The sequence below is a fragment of the Enterobacter cloacae complex sp. 2015409 genome (genome assembly GCF_041365315.1).
In the GTDB taxonomy this organism is placed as follows: Bacteria; Pseudomonadota; Gammaproteobacteria; order Enterobacterales; family Enterobacteriaceae; genus Enterobacter; species Enterobacter pseudoroggenkampii.
Window position 1 is genome coordinate 1,965,463 of record NZ_JBFTVM010000001.1, and the last position, 15,054, is coordinate 1,980,516.

A 15,054-nucleotide genomic window follows, 5' to 3' on the forward strand; every position below is an offset into this window, starting at 1 on the left:
GGCCATGAAACTCTCCGTCTCACCGCCCCCGTATGAGGGTGCGCCCGTGGTGGTCCTTATAGCCGGTCTCGGCGGCAGCGGCAGCTACTGGCTGCCCCAGCTGGCCGCGCTGGAACCGGAGTATCAGGTGGTGTGCTATGACCAGCGCGGAACGGGCAATAACCCCGACGCCCTGCCGGAAGGGTACAGCCTGGCACAGATGGCGGACGAACTGGCCCAGGCGCTGGCTGAGGCCGGGATCGCGCGCTACAGCATCGTCGGCCACGCGCTGGGGGGGCTGGTCGGCCTGCAGCTGGCCCTCGACAGGCCCGACGCCCTCACCGCGCTGGTGTGCGTCAACGGCTGGCTGACCCTCAACGCCCACACCCGCCGCTGCTTTCAGATCCGCGAGCGCCTGCTGCATTACGGCGGCCCGCAGGCGTGGGTTGAGGCGCAGCCGCTGTTTCTCTACCCGGCAGACTGGATGGCCGCCCGCGCCCCCCGCCTGGAGGCCGAAGAGGCCCTGGCGCTGGCACATTTCCAGGGCAAAGCCAACCTGCTGCACCGGCTCAGCGCCCTGAAAAAGGCCGACTTCAGCCGCCACGCCGCACGCATCCGCTGCCCGGTCCAGATCATCTGTTCCGCCGACGACATGCTGGTGCCCTCTGTCTGCTCGTCTGAGCTGCAGGCAGCGATCCCGCACAGCCACAGCGCGGTGATGCGCCAGGGCGGACATGCCTGCAACGTCACCGAGCCGGACACCTTTAACACCCTGCTGCTGAACGGGCTGGCCAGCCTGCTGCACAGTCATGAACACGCTTTATAAGGAGCTGTAATGAGCGAAGCCATTAATCCCACCGCGCTGGAAACGCTGTTCACCGGCGCCCGCACCCATAACGGCTGGCAGGATATTGCCGTCAGCGACGAGACGCTGCGCGAAATCTACGACCTGATGAAATGGGGGCCAACCTCCGCCAACTGCTCCCCGGCGCGCATTGTGTTTGTGCGAAGCGCGGAGGGAAAAGAGAAGCTGCGCCCGGCGCTCTCCAGCGGCAACCTGGAGAAAACGCTCACCGCTCCGATCACGGCGATTGTCGCCTGGGACAGTGAATTCTACGAGCGCCTGCCTGAACTGTTCCCGCACGGCGATGCCAGAAGCTGGTTTACCGCAAGCCCCGCGCTGGCGGAAGAGACGGCTTTTCGCAACAGCTCGCTGCAGGCCGGCTACCTGATTTTCGCCTGTCGCGCTCTGGGGCTGGATACCGGCCCGATGTCGGGCTTTGACCGACAAAGGGTCGACGAGGCCTTTTTCACCGGCACGACGCTTAAAAGCAATCTGCTGATCAACATTGGCTACGGCGACCCGGGCAAACTTTACGGCCGCCTGCCGCGCCTGACCTTCGACGATGCCTGCGGGCTGGCGTAAGGAGCGATGATGACGACACCGGATAAACAAACCTTTCGCGACGCCATGGCCTGCGTCGGCGCGGCGGTGAATATCATCACCACCGACGGTCCCGCGGGGATGGCAGGCTTCACCGCCAGCGCGGTGTGCAGCGTCACGGATTCCCCTCCCACCCTGCTGGTGTGCCTGAACCGCGGCGCGTCCGTCTGGCCGACGTTCAGCGAAAACCGCACGCTGTGCGTGAATACCCTGAGCGCCGGGCAGGAGCCGCTCTCAAACCTGTTTGGCGGCAAAACGCCGATGGAAGAACGCTTCGCCGCCGCCCGCTGGCAGACGGGCGACACCGGCTGCCCGCGCCTGGAGGATGCGCTGGCCTCGTTTGACTGCCGCATCAGCCAGGTGGTGAGCGTCGGTACCCATGACATTCTGTTTTGCGACATTGTTTCGATTATTCGCCACCCCGCGCCGCAAGGGCTGGTGTGGTTTGACCGCGGCTACCACGCGCTTATGCGCCCCGCCTGTTAACCCGCTTTAAGGAGACAGACCATGTTCGGATTTCCCCACTGGCAGTTGAAATCGACCTCCACAGAAGCAGGCGTGGTCGCGCCGGATGAACGCCTCCCGCTCGGGCAGACGATGGTGATGGGCGTCCAGCACGCGGTTGCGATGTTTGGCGCTACGGTGCTGATGCCGATGCTGATGGGGCTCGATCCCAACCTCTCTATTCTGATGTCGGGTATCGGCACCCTGCTGTTCTTTTTTGTCACCGGCGGGCGCGTGCCCAGCTATCTGGGATCCAGCGCCGCCTTTGTCGGCGTGGTTATCGCCACCACCGGGTTTAACGGCCAGGGGATCAACCCCAACCTGAGCGTGGCCCTCGGCGGCATCATCGCCTGCGGTCTGGTGTATACCCTGATTGGTCTGGTGGTGATGAAGATCGGCACGCGCTGGATCGAGCGCATGATGCCCCCGGTCGTAACGGGCGCCGTGGTGATGGCGATTGGCCTGAACCTCGCCCCGATTGCGGTCAGGAGCGTCTCCGCCTCGCCGTTTGAAAGCTGGATGGCGGTGATCACCGTGCTGTGTATCGGCCTGGTGGCGGTGTTCACTCGAGGCATGATCCAGCGGCTGCTGATTCTGGTCGGGCTGATTGTTGCCTGTCTGGTGTATGCCCTGCTGGCGAACGTTTTTGGTCTCGGCAAGCCGGTTGATTTTGCCCTGCTGCATCAGGCCGCCTGGTTCGGCCTGCCGAAAGTGACCTCGCCCACCTTTAACGCTCAGGCGATGATGCTTATCGCCCCGGTGGCGGTAATCCTGGTGGCAGAGAACTTAGGTCACCTGAAGGCGGTCGCGGGAATGACCGGGCGCAGCATGGATCCATACATGGGCCGCGCGTTCGTCGGCGACGGGCTGGCAACCATGCTCTCCGGTTCCGTGGGCGGCAGCGGCGTCACCACCTATGCCGAAAACATCGGGGTAATGGCGGTGACCAAAGTCTACTCGACGCTGGTCTTCGTGGCGGCGGCGGTGATGGCGATGCTGCTCGGCTTCTCACCGAAGTTCGGCGCGCTGATCCACACCATTCCATCACCGGTTATCGGCGGCGCATCGATTGTGGTGTTTGGGCTGATCACCGTGGCCGGCGCGCGCATCTGGGTGCAGCATCGGGTCGATCTCAGCCAGAACGGCAACCTGATTATGGTGGCGGTCACGCTGGTGCTGGGCGCGGGCGATTTTGCCCTGACGCTGGGCGGCTTTACGATCGGCGGGATTGGCACGGCGACCTTCGGCGCGATCCTGCTTAACGCCCTGCTGAGCCGCCGGATGGCTGCTGCGCCGCAGGGCGAGGTGGTGCGTCAGGATTCGTGAAATCTCAATGTCGGGTGACGGCTATGCCTTACCCGACCTTTACGTTCCGTAAGAACACCCTAATGTCAGGAAATCACGCCTGCTCAAACAGTCGTTCGATAGATTTTGTAGGAAAGAAAAGAGAATGGCTGTTTTCACCCGTCAGCGGAATAAAACCCTGCTTCAGATAAAATCGTTTTGCCCGGTCATTGAGTGCATCAACAAATATTCCGTGTACGCCCACCGCCTGCGATGCCAGATAGACAACCCGCATGGCATGCGTGACGAGCGTCGTTCCCCACTCCTGTCCCTGCAGGTCTTTATGTATCGCCAGACGTCCCAGCGTTACGCTCGGTACGTTGCTATAAGGGATCCGACGCTGCTGAGTCTTAGAAGGCAGCATCGCTTTTTCAAAACAGCTCCCAGACAACGTGTAATAGCCCAGGACTCGCGGACGATCGCGCTCTTTAAGCAGATAGCCTCGTAAAATACGCCCATTGTGCTGACGCACCAGATGTTCTGTGAGGAAGACATTTAGCGAGGGTTCACCACAATCGAAATCCCTGAAATCATAATCTTTTCCCTCTGAAAACATTTCGACCGTGAGATTGTCCACGACGCTTCACTCCATGTTTCGAAGACGTTTTGCCGCTCGCTTCAGGCGTTCATTTGGCTCTGGCGGATTGTCGATGGCATCCATCACCGCATTCCATGATGCTTCGTTTAAGACGAGACGCCGATGCTGTTCGATGACCTCCGCAGCGCGCTCTGACGCACTGTTCACCATAAACTGGGTGATCGTTTGGTTCGTCATCGCCGCCGCTTCTTCAATCATTGTTTTGTCTTCGTCCGTTAAGCGAAGATCGATACGCTGTTTTTTAAGTGCTGGCATGATTTACTTCATCGTGTACGGTAATTATCCGTACACATCGTAGATAAACCCGTCTATTTTTTCAATCTAAACCTTCTTCAGCTGTCATATCGCTCACCTGGCTCCGACGTTTTCTGAGCTTCAACTCGCTCACCAGCACCCCGGCGACAATAAATGCCGCCCCCACCAGGGCCAGCAGCGGCAGACGTTCCCCGGCCAGTCGCCCGAAAATGCCCGCCCAGACCGGTTCACCGGTATAAATCACCGTCGCGCGGGTTGGCGATACGCTGCGCTGCGCCCAGTTCATGGTGACCTGGATAATGGCGCTGAAGATACCCAGCCCCAGTGCGACCACCACCAGACCGGTGGACATCGGCGGTATGGACTCGCCAGCCGGAACCATCGTCGCAAACGCCACCAGCGACGCGGTGGCGAGCTGCACTACCGTCACCCGCTTGACGTCCACCTTGCCCGCCCAGGCGCTAATCAGAATAATTTCCGCCGCAATCGCAACCGCCCCGACGAGGGTGATGATCTCGCCCGGCCCCAGCGCCAGGAGGTTGTTTTCCGGCCCGGCCAGCAAAATCAGACCGATAAACGCCAGCACGATCCCAATACACGACATCAGACCGGGCAGCCGCCCCAGGCACAGCCACTGCAGTAGCGGCACCAGCGGCACGTACATCGCGGTGATAAACGCGGATTTGCTGCTGGAGATGGTCTGCAATCCCCACGTCTGCAGGCTGTAGCCCATCGCTATCGCGACACCAATGGCCACGCCGGCCTTCAGCTCTTTGAGCGTCAGACCCCGCAGCGTGTTAAGCGAAATCAGCCCTACGGCAAGCGCCGCCGTCGCAAAGCGCAGGCCAACGAAGAAGAACGGATCGCTGAGGGTCACCGCGTACTGAACGGCCAGAAACGTCCCGCCCCAGAACATGGTGATGAGAATGAGGATGGCTTCCTGCGGTTTTACGGAGAATTTAAAGCGTGAGACAGACATGCGGCACCAGCAAGTGAGAACAATTCTGTAGTGTGCGTTGCCTTTGGTTACAGTTCAATGTTGCAGAAATAAAAAAACCGCCGGGAGATCCCGGCGGCAGGGGTTCAACCCGGCGTGTTACTTACTGCTGCTGCCGTGGCTGTTTTTACCCCCTTTCTTGCCAGCTTCAGATGCGCGTTGCGGGTCATTCTTGAAGTTGCCCCCGCTATGCTGGCCACCTTTACGGCCTGCTTCTGATGCTCTTTCACGGTCTTCTGCGAAATTACCTGAACCACCACGATGGTTTGCCATCTCTAACCTCCAGAATGTGAAACATTAGACATCATATTGCATTCAGTAAAAGAGGATTCTTTCACCTCGCAACACAAGGACAGTGCCTTTATCTGTGCCGCGTGAAACTAAGCTTAGTGGAATGCCGCTATCCGGCAAGCCGCAGGTAATATTCTGCAACATGAACTCAGCCTTTCAGGTGAGATGACGCGACGGGGATGCATAAACCTTTCTTATCATTTTAAAAATCCGCACCGGGAAAGTTGTATCATTTTGCTACAAAGTCATTTTTCTACGCATGTTGTTATAAATCAAATAAATGGCGTTCATTTTTGCAGTCTGGCTGTGATGACATATCTTTAAAAGAACGCAGCGATCCGCTGTCAGAAAAACCAACGAGGAGTGATGCAAAATGGCAAAAGTTCTGGTGCTCTATTATTCCATGTATGGACACATTGAAACCATGGCTCACGCGGTAGCAGAAGGTGCAAACAGGGTTGATGGCGTTGAGGTTGTGGTCAAACGCGTACCGGAAACCATGCAGGCGGAAGCCTTCCTGAAAGCCGGGGGTAAAACACAAAACGCCCCGGTCGCCACCCCGCAGGAGCTGGCGGATTATGATGCCATTATCTTCGGCACCCCGACCCGCTTCGGCAATATGTCGGGCCAGATGCGCACCTTCCTCGATCAAACCGGCGGACTTTGGGCATCCGGGGCGCTTTACGGCAAACTCGCGAGCGTATTCAGCTCTACCGGGACCGGCGGCGGCCAGGAGCAGACGATTACCTCAACCTGGACTACCCTTGCTCATCACGGGATGGTGATTGTGCCGATTGGCTACGGCGCACAGGAGCTGTTTGACGTTTCCCAGGTGCGCGGCGGTACGCCGTACGGCGCAACCACCATTGCCGGTGGGGATGGCTCACGTCAGCCAAGCAATGAAGAACTGTCTATTGCCCGCTATCAGGGTGAATATGTCGCGGGTCTGGCCAAAAAACTGAACGGCTAACACCCAACAGGAGGACAAGCATGCCAACTCAAGAATCCAAAGCTCACCACGTGGGCGAATGGGCAAGTTTACGCAACACCTCTCCGGAGATTGCCGAAGCTATCTTTGAAGTCGCGAAGTACGATGAAAAGCTGGCCGAGCAAATTTGGGAGGAAGGTAACGATGAGGTGCTGGTGCGCGCCTTCGAAAAAACGGACAAAGACTCGCTCTTCTGGGGCGAGCAAACCATCGAACGTAAAAACGTCTAAGCGTTTCCCCCCGCCATCACGCGGGGGGTTCTCTTTTATTTCGCCGCGTTATTCATCACCGCATTGAATTTGTCGACAGGACAGAAGCCGTTCGCATCTACCGGGCAGCCCTTCAGCTCCAGCGTCACGCGCTGTGCCGGAGACTGCAGCGACAGCACGCTGGCGTTACGCAGCTGCTCTGAGCTCTGGTAGACATACTCAATTTTCATCAGCTCCTGGTTGGCATTTTTGTCGTGCCAGCGCTGGAAGACAATTTTGCCGCCAATCGGGGTGCGCTCCTGCTGGTCGTGCAGCTGATACGGTTTGAAATCCAGGGCGGTGAGCAGGGAAGCAATGTTCGAGTCATGCCCCACCAGCAGGGTGATTTTCGGCGCTTTCGCCTGGTCGGTGACCAGGGTTTTATCGATATATTTCACCAGCGGCTTCGCCACGTTTTGCGCCACCTCGGTGGAGGTAAACAGCGAATCCTGATAGCCGTTCTTCAGCTTCGACAGCACGCGCCACTGCTGGTCGGTTTTGATTTCACCCCAGGCGACCTGGTCGGCCGGGAAGCCTTCGTAATACTGCAGCGTGAACGCATCCACCAGCGAGTTACCCACCTTCAGCGGCCCGGATACGCCAGGCTCTTTTTCATAGTCGGCGCTGAAGGTATCTTTCGCATCCGCCAGCGAGCAGACTTTTTTCTCTTTGCACGACGGCGAGTCGGCGTAGTTCGTCATCTGCTCCAGCAGCTTGTAGCTGTCTGCGAGCTGCATTTTCTGCCGCTCGGCCTCCATCGCCTCCAGCGCTTTTTCGCGGAATTCCGGTGAGTTGTCGGTAATCACCGGATTGAAGGTCGGATCCATGGTGCCCATTTTTTCCTGATGGTGCACAGGAACGTCGCAGCCCGGGAACGCGCCGGTGATAAAGAACTGCGCTGTGGCGACGGTACGCTGCAGGCTGTTGGCATAAGCGTAAACGCTATCCGCCGCTGGACATTCTCCCGTCTTCACCATCCCCTGCTGCGCCAGCCACTCGCGCATGTAATGGCCCATATACACTTCCAGCACGCCCCCTTTGGTGGTGAGCTGACCGCCCGGGACCTCCCACTCCGGCCACTGCTTCGGCGTGGACTGCTCCAGCACGCTGCCGTTGTTGGCGAGCGGCGCGCGCAGGTTATGGCGGCTCATGATTAAAACTTGCTCCAGCTGATACCCTTCCGGCGTCTCTTGCGCCTGCACGCCAAACGTTGCTGAAATGGAACCGGCGACTGCCAGCGCGAGTAGTGCTTTTCTCATCCCTAATTCCTCACTCGTTTTAAAATATCGCGCTCAGTGTGACAGATTCGTCACAATTTTCCGGGAAGCATTTCTCAAACTGATGATTAACGTGCTTACGGTGTGTACGGATTAGTTTTATAATAAAACCATACCCCACTGGAGAATTCGCTGTGAAACGTACCCGCCTTGAAGAGAGCACCTGCCCCGTCGCCCGTTCGCTGGATATCATCGGCGACTGGTGGTCGCTGCTGATTGTTCGCGACGCGCTGCGCGGGATTAAACGCTTCGGCGAGTTCCAGAAAAGCCTCGGTATCGCGAAAAACATGCTGACCACGCGGCTGAAGCTGCTGGTTGATGAAGGCATCCTCCGGCTTCAACCCGCATCCGACGGCAGCGCCTGGCAGGAATACGTCCTGACCGAAAAGGGGCGTGCCCTGCAAACCGTGCTGGTTGCCCTGTCCCAGTGGGGGAATGAATTTTTGTTCGCGGAAAACGAATGCGGCACCGTGCTGGTCGATGCCGAACAGCGCAAACCCCTGCGCAAACTGGCGCTTATCGCCGACGATGGGCGCGAACTGACGCCTGAAGAGATCGTGGCTAAACTCCCCTCCTGACCGTTCCCGACGGCAAAAGCACAAAATGATCGCCAATATGGTTGCATTATAAAACCAAATAGCAGAGAGTTAATTCAGTTTCATCTTGAAACCAAATAACCCACTTTGCTTTGAGGTAACACACGATGACTACGCAAATCACCACCGCCCTGATCACGGGTGCCTCCTCCGGGATTGGCGCCGTTTATGCCGATCGTCTTGCCGCGCGCGGTGCCAACCTGGTGCTGGTCGCTCGCCGCGAAGATCGCCTGAAAACCCTCGCCGCCGACCTGCGCGCACGCTATGGCGTGGCCGTCGATATTCTGGTGGCCGATCTTACCGATGAAGCCGGGATCCGCGCCGTGGAAGAAGAACTGCGCAGCAATGCCGCCATTGATACGCTCATCAACAACGCGGGCACCGCGCAAATGGCACCGTTCCTCGCGGGCGAGATAGCGCAGCATCAGGCCATTAACACCCTGAACACCACGGCGCTGATGCGTCTGACCTACGCCATCCTGCCCCGTCTGGCGCAGAACAATCGCGGCACGCTGATCAATATCGCCTCCGTGCTGGCCCTGCACGTCCGGGCGGGCAGCGCCCTCTACAGCGCCACCAAGGCGTGGGTACTGAGCTTTACCCGTGGGTTACAGGAAGAATTTGCCGACAGCAGCGTGCGCATTCAGGCCGTGCTGCCCGCCGCCACGGCGACGGAAATCTGGAGCCATTCAGGCGTCACGGTGGACGATCTGCCGGAAGGTTCGGTAATGACCACCGACGATATGGTGGATGCGTCGCTGGCGGGTCTGGATCAGGGTGAACCGATCACCATCCCGCCGATGCATGATGCAGGCCTGTGGGAGCGCTACGAAGCGGCGCGCCTTGAGCTGTTTAGCAGCGCACGCACCGGCATTCCGGCACCGCGCTACGTAAAACAGTAGCCTAACGCTGAAGCTGGTCGCCGTACTCGCTCATCCAGGCGGCCAGCGGCGAGAGTGCGTCCTGCAAGGTTAACCCCAGCCCGGTGATCTGATACTCCACGCGCGGCGGGATCTCCGGGTAGACCGTCCGCGTCACCAGCCCGCGCTGTTCAAACAGGCGCAGCTGCTTCGTCAGCTCTTTCTGGGTGATGGGTGCAGCCGCCCGCAGCAGGTCGCCAAAGCGTACGGGCGTATTAAAGACAATCAGGCGATAGAGAATGGGGATCGCCCATTTACCGGAAATCAGGTTCACAAACTGCGTCATCGGGCAGGTATACGCCTCAGATTTTTTTTCACAGCACTCCTCCAGCATTTCTGCCATAGCACACCTCTTGCCTCTTTAGTATCCATTTGGTACCTGGTTTCCTTTCGATACTAACGTTTCTATAGTGCTTTCTCCAGAGACATTTCAGGAGAAGAACATGGGTCGTTTAACCGATAAGTATACGTTGATTACCGGCGGCACCAGCGGCATCGGTCTTGCCACCGCGCAGGCGTTTATCGCCGAAGGGGCGCGCGTCGCCGTGACCGGACGCAACCCGGACACCCTCGCCGAAGCAGAGCGCATTCTGGGCGATAAGGCATGGGTGATCCCAACCGATGCGGGCGATATCGCGTCGCAGAAAGCGCTGGCGGAAACCCTCGCCGCCCGCTGGCCGCGCCTCGACGCGGTGTTTCTCAACGCCGGCGACGTAACGCACGCGCCGCTGGAAGCCTGGCAGGAGGATGCGTGGGATCGCCTGATGAACATCAACCTGAAGGGACCGTTCTTTTTAATTCAGGCGCTGCTGCCGCTGCTGAATAACCCGTCGTCGGTGATCCTCTGCGGCTCCGTGAGCGCGCGCATCGGCCTGCCCACCAGCAGCGTGTATGCCGCGAGCAAGGCCGCCCTGCTGTCGCTGGCGCGCACGCTGTCGGCGGAGCTGCTGCCGCGCGGGATCCGCGTTAACGGTCTGAGCCCCGGTCCGGTGGAAACCCCGGCCTTTACCAAAACGGGCTTAAGCGAAGAAGCGCTTAACGCGATGATGGCGGAGATCATCAAGCTGGTGCCGCTCGGCAGAATGGGCTCAACGACGGAGCTGGCAAAAGCCGCGCTCTATCTGGCCTCCGACGAGTCGAGCTACACGGTAGGAACGGAGCTGCTGGTGGACGGCGGCATGGGGAGTTTGTAACTCAAAAGGCGCTGATGCCGGTGACGATGCCGACATACAGCGCCGCCCATACGCAGGCGGAAAGCAGGCTGACGGCGTAGACCTTTGCTGCATTCAGCCTGAGCATCCCCGCCGCCAGCGGGACGATGTAACGCAACACCGCCAGAAATCGCGACGTAAAGAGCACGATGACACCGTTCTTTTGCAGCTGATGCTGTACCCGCAAGAACTTGTCGGCATGCTTTGAGGTAAAACGCGTGACCAGCCGGGTGTGCCCCATCATCTGGCCGATATGGTAGTTCAGCACCGAACCCGCCGTTGCCCCCATCACCACGGCCAGCCACGCCAGCGCAGGATGCATGCTCGCCTGGCTGACGGTCATGCCCGCCAGCAGCATCACCGAGGCGGGCGGCAGCACGGAGGAGATCAGCACCGTCGACTTGCTCAGCGCCATCATAAATAACAGCGCGAACAGATGTGCCGGATACAGCGCAAAATGATTCAGCAGATTATCAAACCACGCCATTTGCTTCTCCTCCGTTGATTATATAATCCTCCATTAGAAATGAATGACCTTAAATAAACCATCAACGCTTTATTAAATAAGATTCTCCTAAACCGTTCTTAAACATTATTTAATTTCCCGAGCGGCAATATCAAATAAGCGTATTATTTCCCTCGTTTTACAACGATCTCGTTATGGCGAGGCTCCTGTACAAATACACGTTATCGCTCTGGTAGGTTCGAGAGAATCGACACAGGGTAAAACAGGCACTGTCGAATCAAGGCTTTGTCAGTATAACTTCCCTCACGGGATACGGTGTACAGTGCTGAACCCAGGACGTGGGGATCTCCTCTTCGACATGCCCTGTCTTGCTCGCCCCTGAGAGATTTTATTATTCAAAGGGAATTCACTATGTCTTACGCTATTCACAACCAAAACCTGGCATTCAATGACAGCGCGATCGCGCAATATATGAATACCGATTTTATTGTCCTCGATATTTCATTATGCGTGGCGCTGGCGCGCGAGCAATTCTTCGAAAAATTAAAAGACGACGATATTCCGTCTCATATTTTTATTGAAGACAATGGCCGCCTGGCGGGCATGATTGCCGTGCGTAAATTGCTGCAGACCGCCGATACGGTACAGCCGGTGAAATCGCTGATGATTTCGCAGTTTTTGCAGGTCAAACCGGAGGATGAACGTGCCGACGTTGCCGGGCTGCTGGCGCACGGCGGCGCGGACGTGGTGCCCGTGGTCACCCACGGCAAGCTCGTCGGCTGCCTGACCGAGCGCGAAATCGCCCATCTGCTGGAAGATGACGTCACCGAAGATGCTCAGCTTCAGGGGGCGACGCTGCCGCTGGAGAAGCCCTATCTGGACACCAGCCCGTATAGCCTGTGGAAAAAACGCTCCGTCTGGCTGCTGCTGCTGTTTGTCGCGGAGGCCTACACCAGCTCTGTGATCCAGCATTTTGAAGAGGCGCTGGAGTCCGCCATCGCGCTGGCGTTCTTCATTCCGCTACTGATCGGCACGGGCGGCAACAGCGGAACGCAGATCACCTCCACCCTGGTGCGCGCCATGGCGCTGGGGGAAGTGCGTCTGCGCGACGTTGGCCGCGTGCTGCGTAAAGAGATGACCACCTCGCTGATGATTGCCGCCACGCTCGGTATTGCCGGGTGCATTCGCGCCTGGATGATGGGGATTGGGCTGGAAATCACGCTTATCGTCAGCCTGACGCTGGTGTGCATTACGCTCTGGAGTGCGATTGTGTCGTCCGTCATTCCAATGGTGCTCAAGCGCTGCGGCATTGACCCGGCGGTCGTCTCCGCGCCGTTTATCGCGACGCTGATCGACGGCACCGGGCTGATTATCTACTTTAAGATCGCGCAATATACGCTGGGGCTGGAGTAACGCGGACCTTGCCGGGTGGCGCTACCGCTTACCCGACCTACAAATTAACGCGCACCGCCGTCAGCCAGCGTTCTCACCGCCCGCCCAAATGCCTCAATCGCCAGGGCAACATCGTCAGCCATCACCGATTCTGCCGGATGGTGGCTGACCCCGCCCCTGCAGCGCACAAACAGCATCCCCACCGGCCAGCGTTCCGCCAGCGCGATGGTGTCATGCCCGGCGCCGCTGGGCAGGGATAACGAGCACCCCTGCACCGATTCAACGGCCTGCCCCAGCAGATCCTGCAAACGCGCATCGCACGGCGTGGCGGCGATACGGTAAAACTCCTCGGCGCTGAAGCTCAACCCGCGACGCGCGGCAATCGCCTGCGCCTGCGCCAGCAGTTCAGCGAGCAGCGCGTCAAGCGGGGCATCCTGCGGGCCGCGAATATCCAGCGAGAGCGCAACCTCGCCCGGGATCACGTTGACCGCGCCGGGCAGGCAGCGCAGCTCACCGACCGTCGCCACCCGGTTGCCGCCCTGCTGTCGGGTGATGTTTTCGATCAGCACCATCCATTCGGCGGCGGCGGCCAGGGCATCCTTACGGTGACTCATCGGCACGGTACCCGCGTGTCCGGCCTCGCCGGTGAAGCGGCAGCTGAGGCGGCGCGCGCCGTTAATGGCTTCCACCACGCCCAGCGCCAGCCCTTCCTGCTCCAGACACGGCCCCTGTTCGATGTGCAGCTCCAGACAGGCGCTGAAATCGTCCTGATGGCGTGCCGCGAGCGCCACGCGGGCAGGATCGAGCCCCGCCTGCACCATCGCCTGCGCCACGCTGATGCCCTGAGCATCGCACGTCTCCAGCCAGCCCTGCGGCCAGGTACCGGTGATGCCCCGGCTGCCTAACAGGGTGATCCCAAAACGGGTTCCCTCTTCGTCGCCAAAGCCGACAATTTCTATGGCCTGCGCCAGATGCAAACCCTGCTGGTGCAGGCTGTCCACCACTTCGATGGCGGTGAGCACCCCGAGCATGCCGTCGTAGCGCCCGGCGTTGCGCACGGTATCCAGATGAGAGCCGAGCAGCACCGCCTGGGCCCCCTCCTGCGCGCCTTCGTAGCGTCCACAGATATTGCCCACGCTGTCCTGCCAGACGGTCATGCCCGCCTGGCGCATCCACTCTCCGACCAGCTGGTTGGCCTGCAGATGCTGCGTGGAGAGATAGACCCGTGTCAGCGCATCCGGGGTTTCGCTGATAGCGGCCAGCGCGTCGGCGCGCGCCATCACCCGTTCTGCCGCCGGGCTCATTGCGGCGTCTCGCGGCGATAGTGGTCCCACGCGGCCTGCATGGCGGCCCCCTGCGTGGTGGTGAATTTCAGGTAGTTCAGCACCGACTCCAGCGCGCTCAGGGTGGTCATCACGCAGTCCTTGCGCGCGTTATAGCCCATGGTGCCAATGCGCCACACTTTACCGTGCAGCGGGCCAAACGAGGTGCCGATTTCAATCCCGAAATCCTCCAGCATCAGCTTACGCACCTGGTCGCCGTTGATCCCCTGCGGAATGACCACGCCCAGCACGTTGTTCATCTTGTGCTTCAGGTCGCCGAAGGTCTCCAGCCCCATCGCCTGAATTCCCTTCAGCAGCGCATCGCCGTGCAGCTTATGGCGCGCGATGCCGTTATCCAGCCCTTCCTGCAGGATCAGCCGCGCGCATTCGCGGGCACCAAACAGCGCGGTCGTGGCTTCGGTGTGGTGGTTCAGCCGCTCCGGCCCCCAGTAGTCCATCACCATGCCGAGATCGAAGTAGTTGGAGTAGATCATCTCCTCGTCGCCGTCGCGGTGGGCGTCGGTGCGAATGCCCTCCTCCACGCACTTGCGGCGGCGGATCGCCTCTTCCATCCGCGCGCTCAGCGTGATCGGCGACGTGCCTGACGGGCCGCCGAGGCATTTCTGCATCCCGGCCGAGACGGCGTCCAGCCCCCAGGCGTCGGTCTCCAGCGCGTTACCGCCGAGCGACGCGGTGGCGTCGGTATAAAACAGCACGTCGTAGCGGCGGCAGATCGCGCCCAGCTCCGCGAGCGGCTGCAGCATGGTGGTGGAGGTGTCGCCCTGCACGGTCAGCAGCAGGCGCGGACGAATACGCTTAACCGCATCCTCGACCTGGTCCGGGGTAAACACCTCGCCCCACGGCACCTCGATGGTATGCACCTCCGCGCGGCAGCGGCGGGCAATTTCGCACAGCAAGTGGCCAAAGCGGCCAAAGACCGGCACCAGCACCTTATCTCCCGGGCGAATGGCGGAGACCAGAATAGCCTCAATTCCCGCGCGGGAGGTGCCGTCCACCAGCATCGTCCAGCGGTTTTCGGTGCGGAACACCCCGCGGTAGAGCGCCATCACCTCGTTCATGTAGTGGGTCATGGCCGGATCGTACTGGCCGATCAGCTGGCTCGACATGGCGCGCAGCACGCGCGGGTCGGCGTTGATCGGGCCCGGCCCCATCAGCAGGCGCTGGGGCGGATTGATTTGCGGAAATTGTGCGATATCCATTG

At 59.7% G+C, this 15,054-nt stretch carries 19 protein-coding genes and 1 riboswitch; of the genes, 10 read left to right on the forward strand and 9 right to left on the reverse strand.

All coding sequences use genetic code 11. From position 1 onward, the window contains the following. Positions 1 to 4: 4 nt before the first annotated feature. Genes rutD through rutG form a run of 4 tightly spaced genes read left to right on the forward strand, consistent with a single transcriptional unit; the run spans position 5 to position 3,253 of the window. A complete protein-coding gene (gene rutD, locus ACDO57_RS09600; protein WP_267214611.1) occupies positions 5 to 805 on the forward strand; it encodes a pyrimidine utilization protein D in 801 nt (266 codons plus the stop codon). A gap of 9 nt (positions 806 to 814) precedes the next feature. Then, positions 815 to 1,405: a malonic semialdehyde reductase gene (locus ACDO57_RS09605; protein WP_370883889.1), complete on the forward strand. Its 591-nt coding sequence runs from the start codon at positions 815 to 817 to the stop codon at positions 1,403 to 1,405. Between the two features lie 9 nt (positions 1,406 to 1,414). Beyond that, positions 1,415 to 1,909: an NADH-dependent FMN reductase RutF gene (gene rutF, locus ACDO57_RS09610; protein WP_023327078.1), complete on the forward strand. Its 495-nt coding sequence runs from the start codon at positions 1,415 to 1,417 to the stop codon at positions 1,907 to 1,909. A gap of 21 nt (positions 1,910 to 1,930) precedes the next feature. Then, positions 1,931 to 3,253, forward strand: coding sequence for a pyrimidine utilization transport protein G (rutG, locus tag ACDO57_RS09615; RefSeq protein ID WP_370883890.1), 1,323 nt, complete (start codon positions 1,931 to 1,933; stop codon positions 3,251 to 3,253). Positions 3,254 to 3,326: 73 nt separating this feature from the next. Here the strand turns inward: rutG and ACDO57_RS09620 are convergent, their stop codons facing one another. The 4 genes from ACDO57_RS09620 to ACDO57_RS09635 all read right to left on the reverse strand — a co-directional run bounded on the left by ACDO57_RS09620 (position 3,327) and on the right by ACDO57_RS09635 (position 5,394). Continuing rightward, positions 3,327 to 3,848, reverse strand: a complete 522-nt coding sequence (locus tag ACDO57_RS09620; RefSeq protein WP_024909632.1) for a GNAT family N-acetyltransferase — start codon at positions 3,846 to 3,848, stop codon at positions 3,327 to 3,329. 6 nt (positions 3,849 to 3,854) lie between these two features. Beyond that, entirely contained in the window at positions 3,855 to 4,124 is a 270-nt protein-coding gene (locus ACDO57_RS09625; protein WP_008499829.1) for a DUF1778 domain-containing protein, read from the reverse strand. A 61-nt stretch (positions 4,125 to 4,185) separates the two neighbouring features. Next, positions 4,186 to 5,103, reverse strand: a complete 918-nt coding sequence (locus tag ACDO57_RS09630) for a DMT family transporter (RefSeq protein ID WP_024909631.1) — start codon at positions 5,101 to 5,103, stop codon at positions 4,186 to 4,188. A gap of 117 nt (positions 5,104 to 5,220) precedes the next feature. Next, positions 5,221 to 5,394, reverse strand: a complete 174-nt coding sequence (locus ACDO57_RS09635) for a general stress protein (protein WP_024909630.1) — start codon at positions 5,392 to 5,394, stop codon at positions 5,221 to 5,223. A gap of 391 nt (positions 5,395 to 5,785) precedes the next feature. On the opposite strand from ACDO57_RS09635, the gene wrbA reads away from it, so the two are divergent. Together wrbA and ACDO57_RS09645 are read left to right on the forward strand one after the other, a co-directional pair. After that, the gene (gene wrbA / locus ACDO57_RS09640) at positions 5,786 to 6,382 is read left to right on the forward strand and encodes an NAD(P)H:quinone oxidoreductase (RefSeq protein ID WP_024909629.1); all 597 of its coding nucleotides are present in this window, start codon (positions 5,786 to 5,788) and stop codon (positions 6,380 to 6,382) included. A gap of 20 nt (positions 6,383 to 6,402) precedes the next feature. After that, the gene (locus ACDO57_RS09645) at positions 6,403 to 6,630 is read left to right on the forward strand and encodes a YccJ family protein (protein ID WP_008499832.1); all 228 of its coding nucleotides are present in this window, start codon (positions 6,403 to 6,405) and stop codon (positions 6,628 to 6,630) included. A 35-nt stretch (positions 6,631 to 6,665) separates the two neighbouring features. Here ACDO57_RS09645 and agp read toward each other — a convergent pair whose 3' ends face one another. Next, on the reverse strand, positions 6,666 to 7,907 hold the full coding sequence (gene agp / locus ACDO57_RS09650; RefSeq protein WP_208763744.1) for a bifunctional glucose-1-phosphatase/inositol phosphatase: 1,242 nt from the start codon (positions 7,905 to 7,907) through the stop codon (positions 6,666 to 6,668). 152 nt (positions 7,908 to 8,059) lie between these two features. On the opposite strand from agp, the gene ACDO57_RS09655 reads away from it, so the two are divergent. After that, positions 8,060 to 8,503: a helix-turn-helix domain-containing protein gene (locus tag ACDO57_RS09655; protein ID WP_047650821.1), complete on the forward strand. Its 444-nt coding sequence runs from the start codon at positions 8,060 to 8,062 to the stop codon at positions 8,501 to 8,503. Between the two features lie 125 nt (positions 8,504 to 8,628). Further along, positions 8,629 to 9,423: an SDR family oxidoreductase gene (locus ACDO57_RS09660; RefSeq protein ID WP_208763743.1), complete on the forward strand. Its 795-nt coding sequence runs from the start codon at positions 8,629 to 8,631 to the stop codon at positions 9,421 to 9,423. A 1-nt stretch (position 9,424) separates the two neighbouring features. On the opposite strand, the gene ACDO57_RS09665 is transcribed toward ACDO57_RS09660, so the two are convergent. Next, on the reverse strand, positions 9,425 to 9,784 hold the full coding sequence (locus ACDO57_RS09665; RefSeq protein ID WP_024909625.1) for a helix-turn-helix domain-containing protein: 360 nt from the start codon (positions 9,782 to 9,784) through the stop codon (positions 9,425 to 9,427). Between the two features lie 100 nt (positions 9,785 to 9,884). Here ACDO57_RS09665 and ACDO57_RS09670 point away from each other — a divergent pair, with 100 nt between their 5' ends. Further along, positions 9,885 to 10,634 carry an SDR family oxidoreductase gene (locus ACDO57_RS09670; RefSeq protein ID WP_024909624.1) on the forward strand — a complete coding sequence of 250 codons (750 nt, stop codon included), beginning with the start codon at positions 9,885 to 9,887 and terminating at the stop codon, positions 10,632 to 10,634. Position 10,635: 1 nt separating this feature from the next. Here the strand turns inward: ACDO57_RS09670 and ACDO57_RS09675 are convergent, their stop codons facing one another. Further along, positions 10,636 to 11,139, reverse strand: a complete 504-nt coding sequence (locus ACDO57_RS09675) for a DedA family protein (protein ID WP_208763741.1) — start codon at positions 11,137 to 11,139, stop codon at positions 10,636 to 10,638. A 160-nt stretch (positions 11,140 to 11,299) separates the two neighbouring features. Beyond that, a riboswitch (M-box (ykoK) riboswitch) is annotated at positions 11,300 to 11,469 on the forward strand. Positions 11,470 to 11,529: 60 nt separating this feature from the next. Between ACDO57_RS09675 and ACDO57_RS09680 the strand changes: the two genes are divergently transcribed. Then, entirely contained in the window at positions 11,530 to 12,531 is a 1,002-nt protein-coding gene (locus ACDO57_RS09680) for a magnesium transporter (RefSeq protein WP_029741838.1), read from the forward strand. A gap of 44 nt (positions 12,532 to 12,575) precedes the next feature. Here the strand turns inward: ACDO57_RS09680 and hpxK are convergent, their stop codons facing one another. Next, entirely contained in the window at positions 12,576 to 13,814 is a 1,239-nt protein-coding gene (hpxK, locus tag ACDO57_RS09685; protein WP_370883891.1) for an allantoate amidohydrolase, read from the reverse strand. Further along, positions 13,811 to 15,052, reverse strand: a complete 1,242-nt coding sequence (locus ACDO57_RS09690; RefSeq protein ID WP_267216729.1) for an alanine--glyoxylate aminotransferase family protein — start codon at positions 15,050 to 15,052, stop codon at positions 13,811 to 13,813. The genes hpxK and ACDO57_RS09690 overlap by 4 nt, the downstream gene beginning before the upstream one ends. Positions 15,053 to 15,054: the final 2 nt, after the last annotated feature.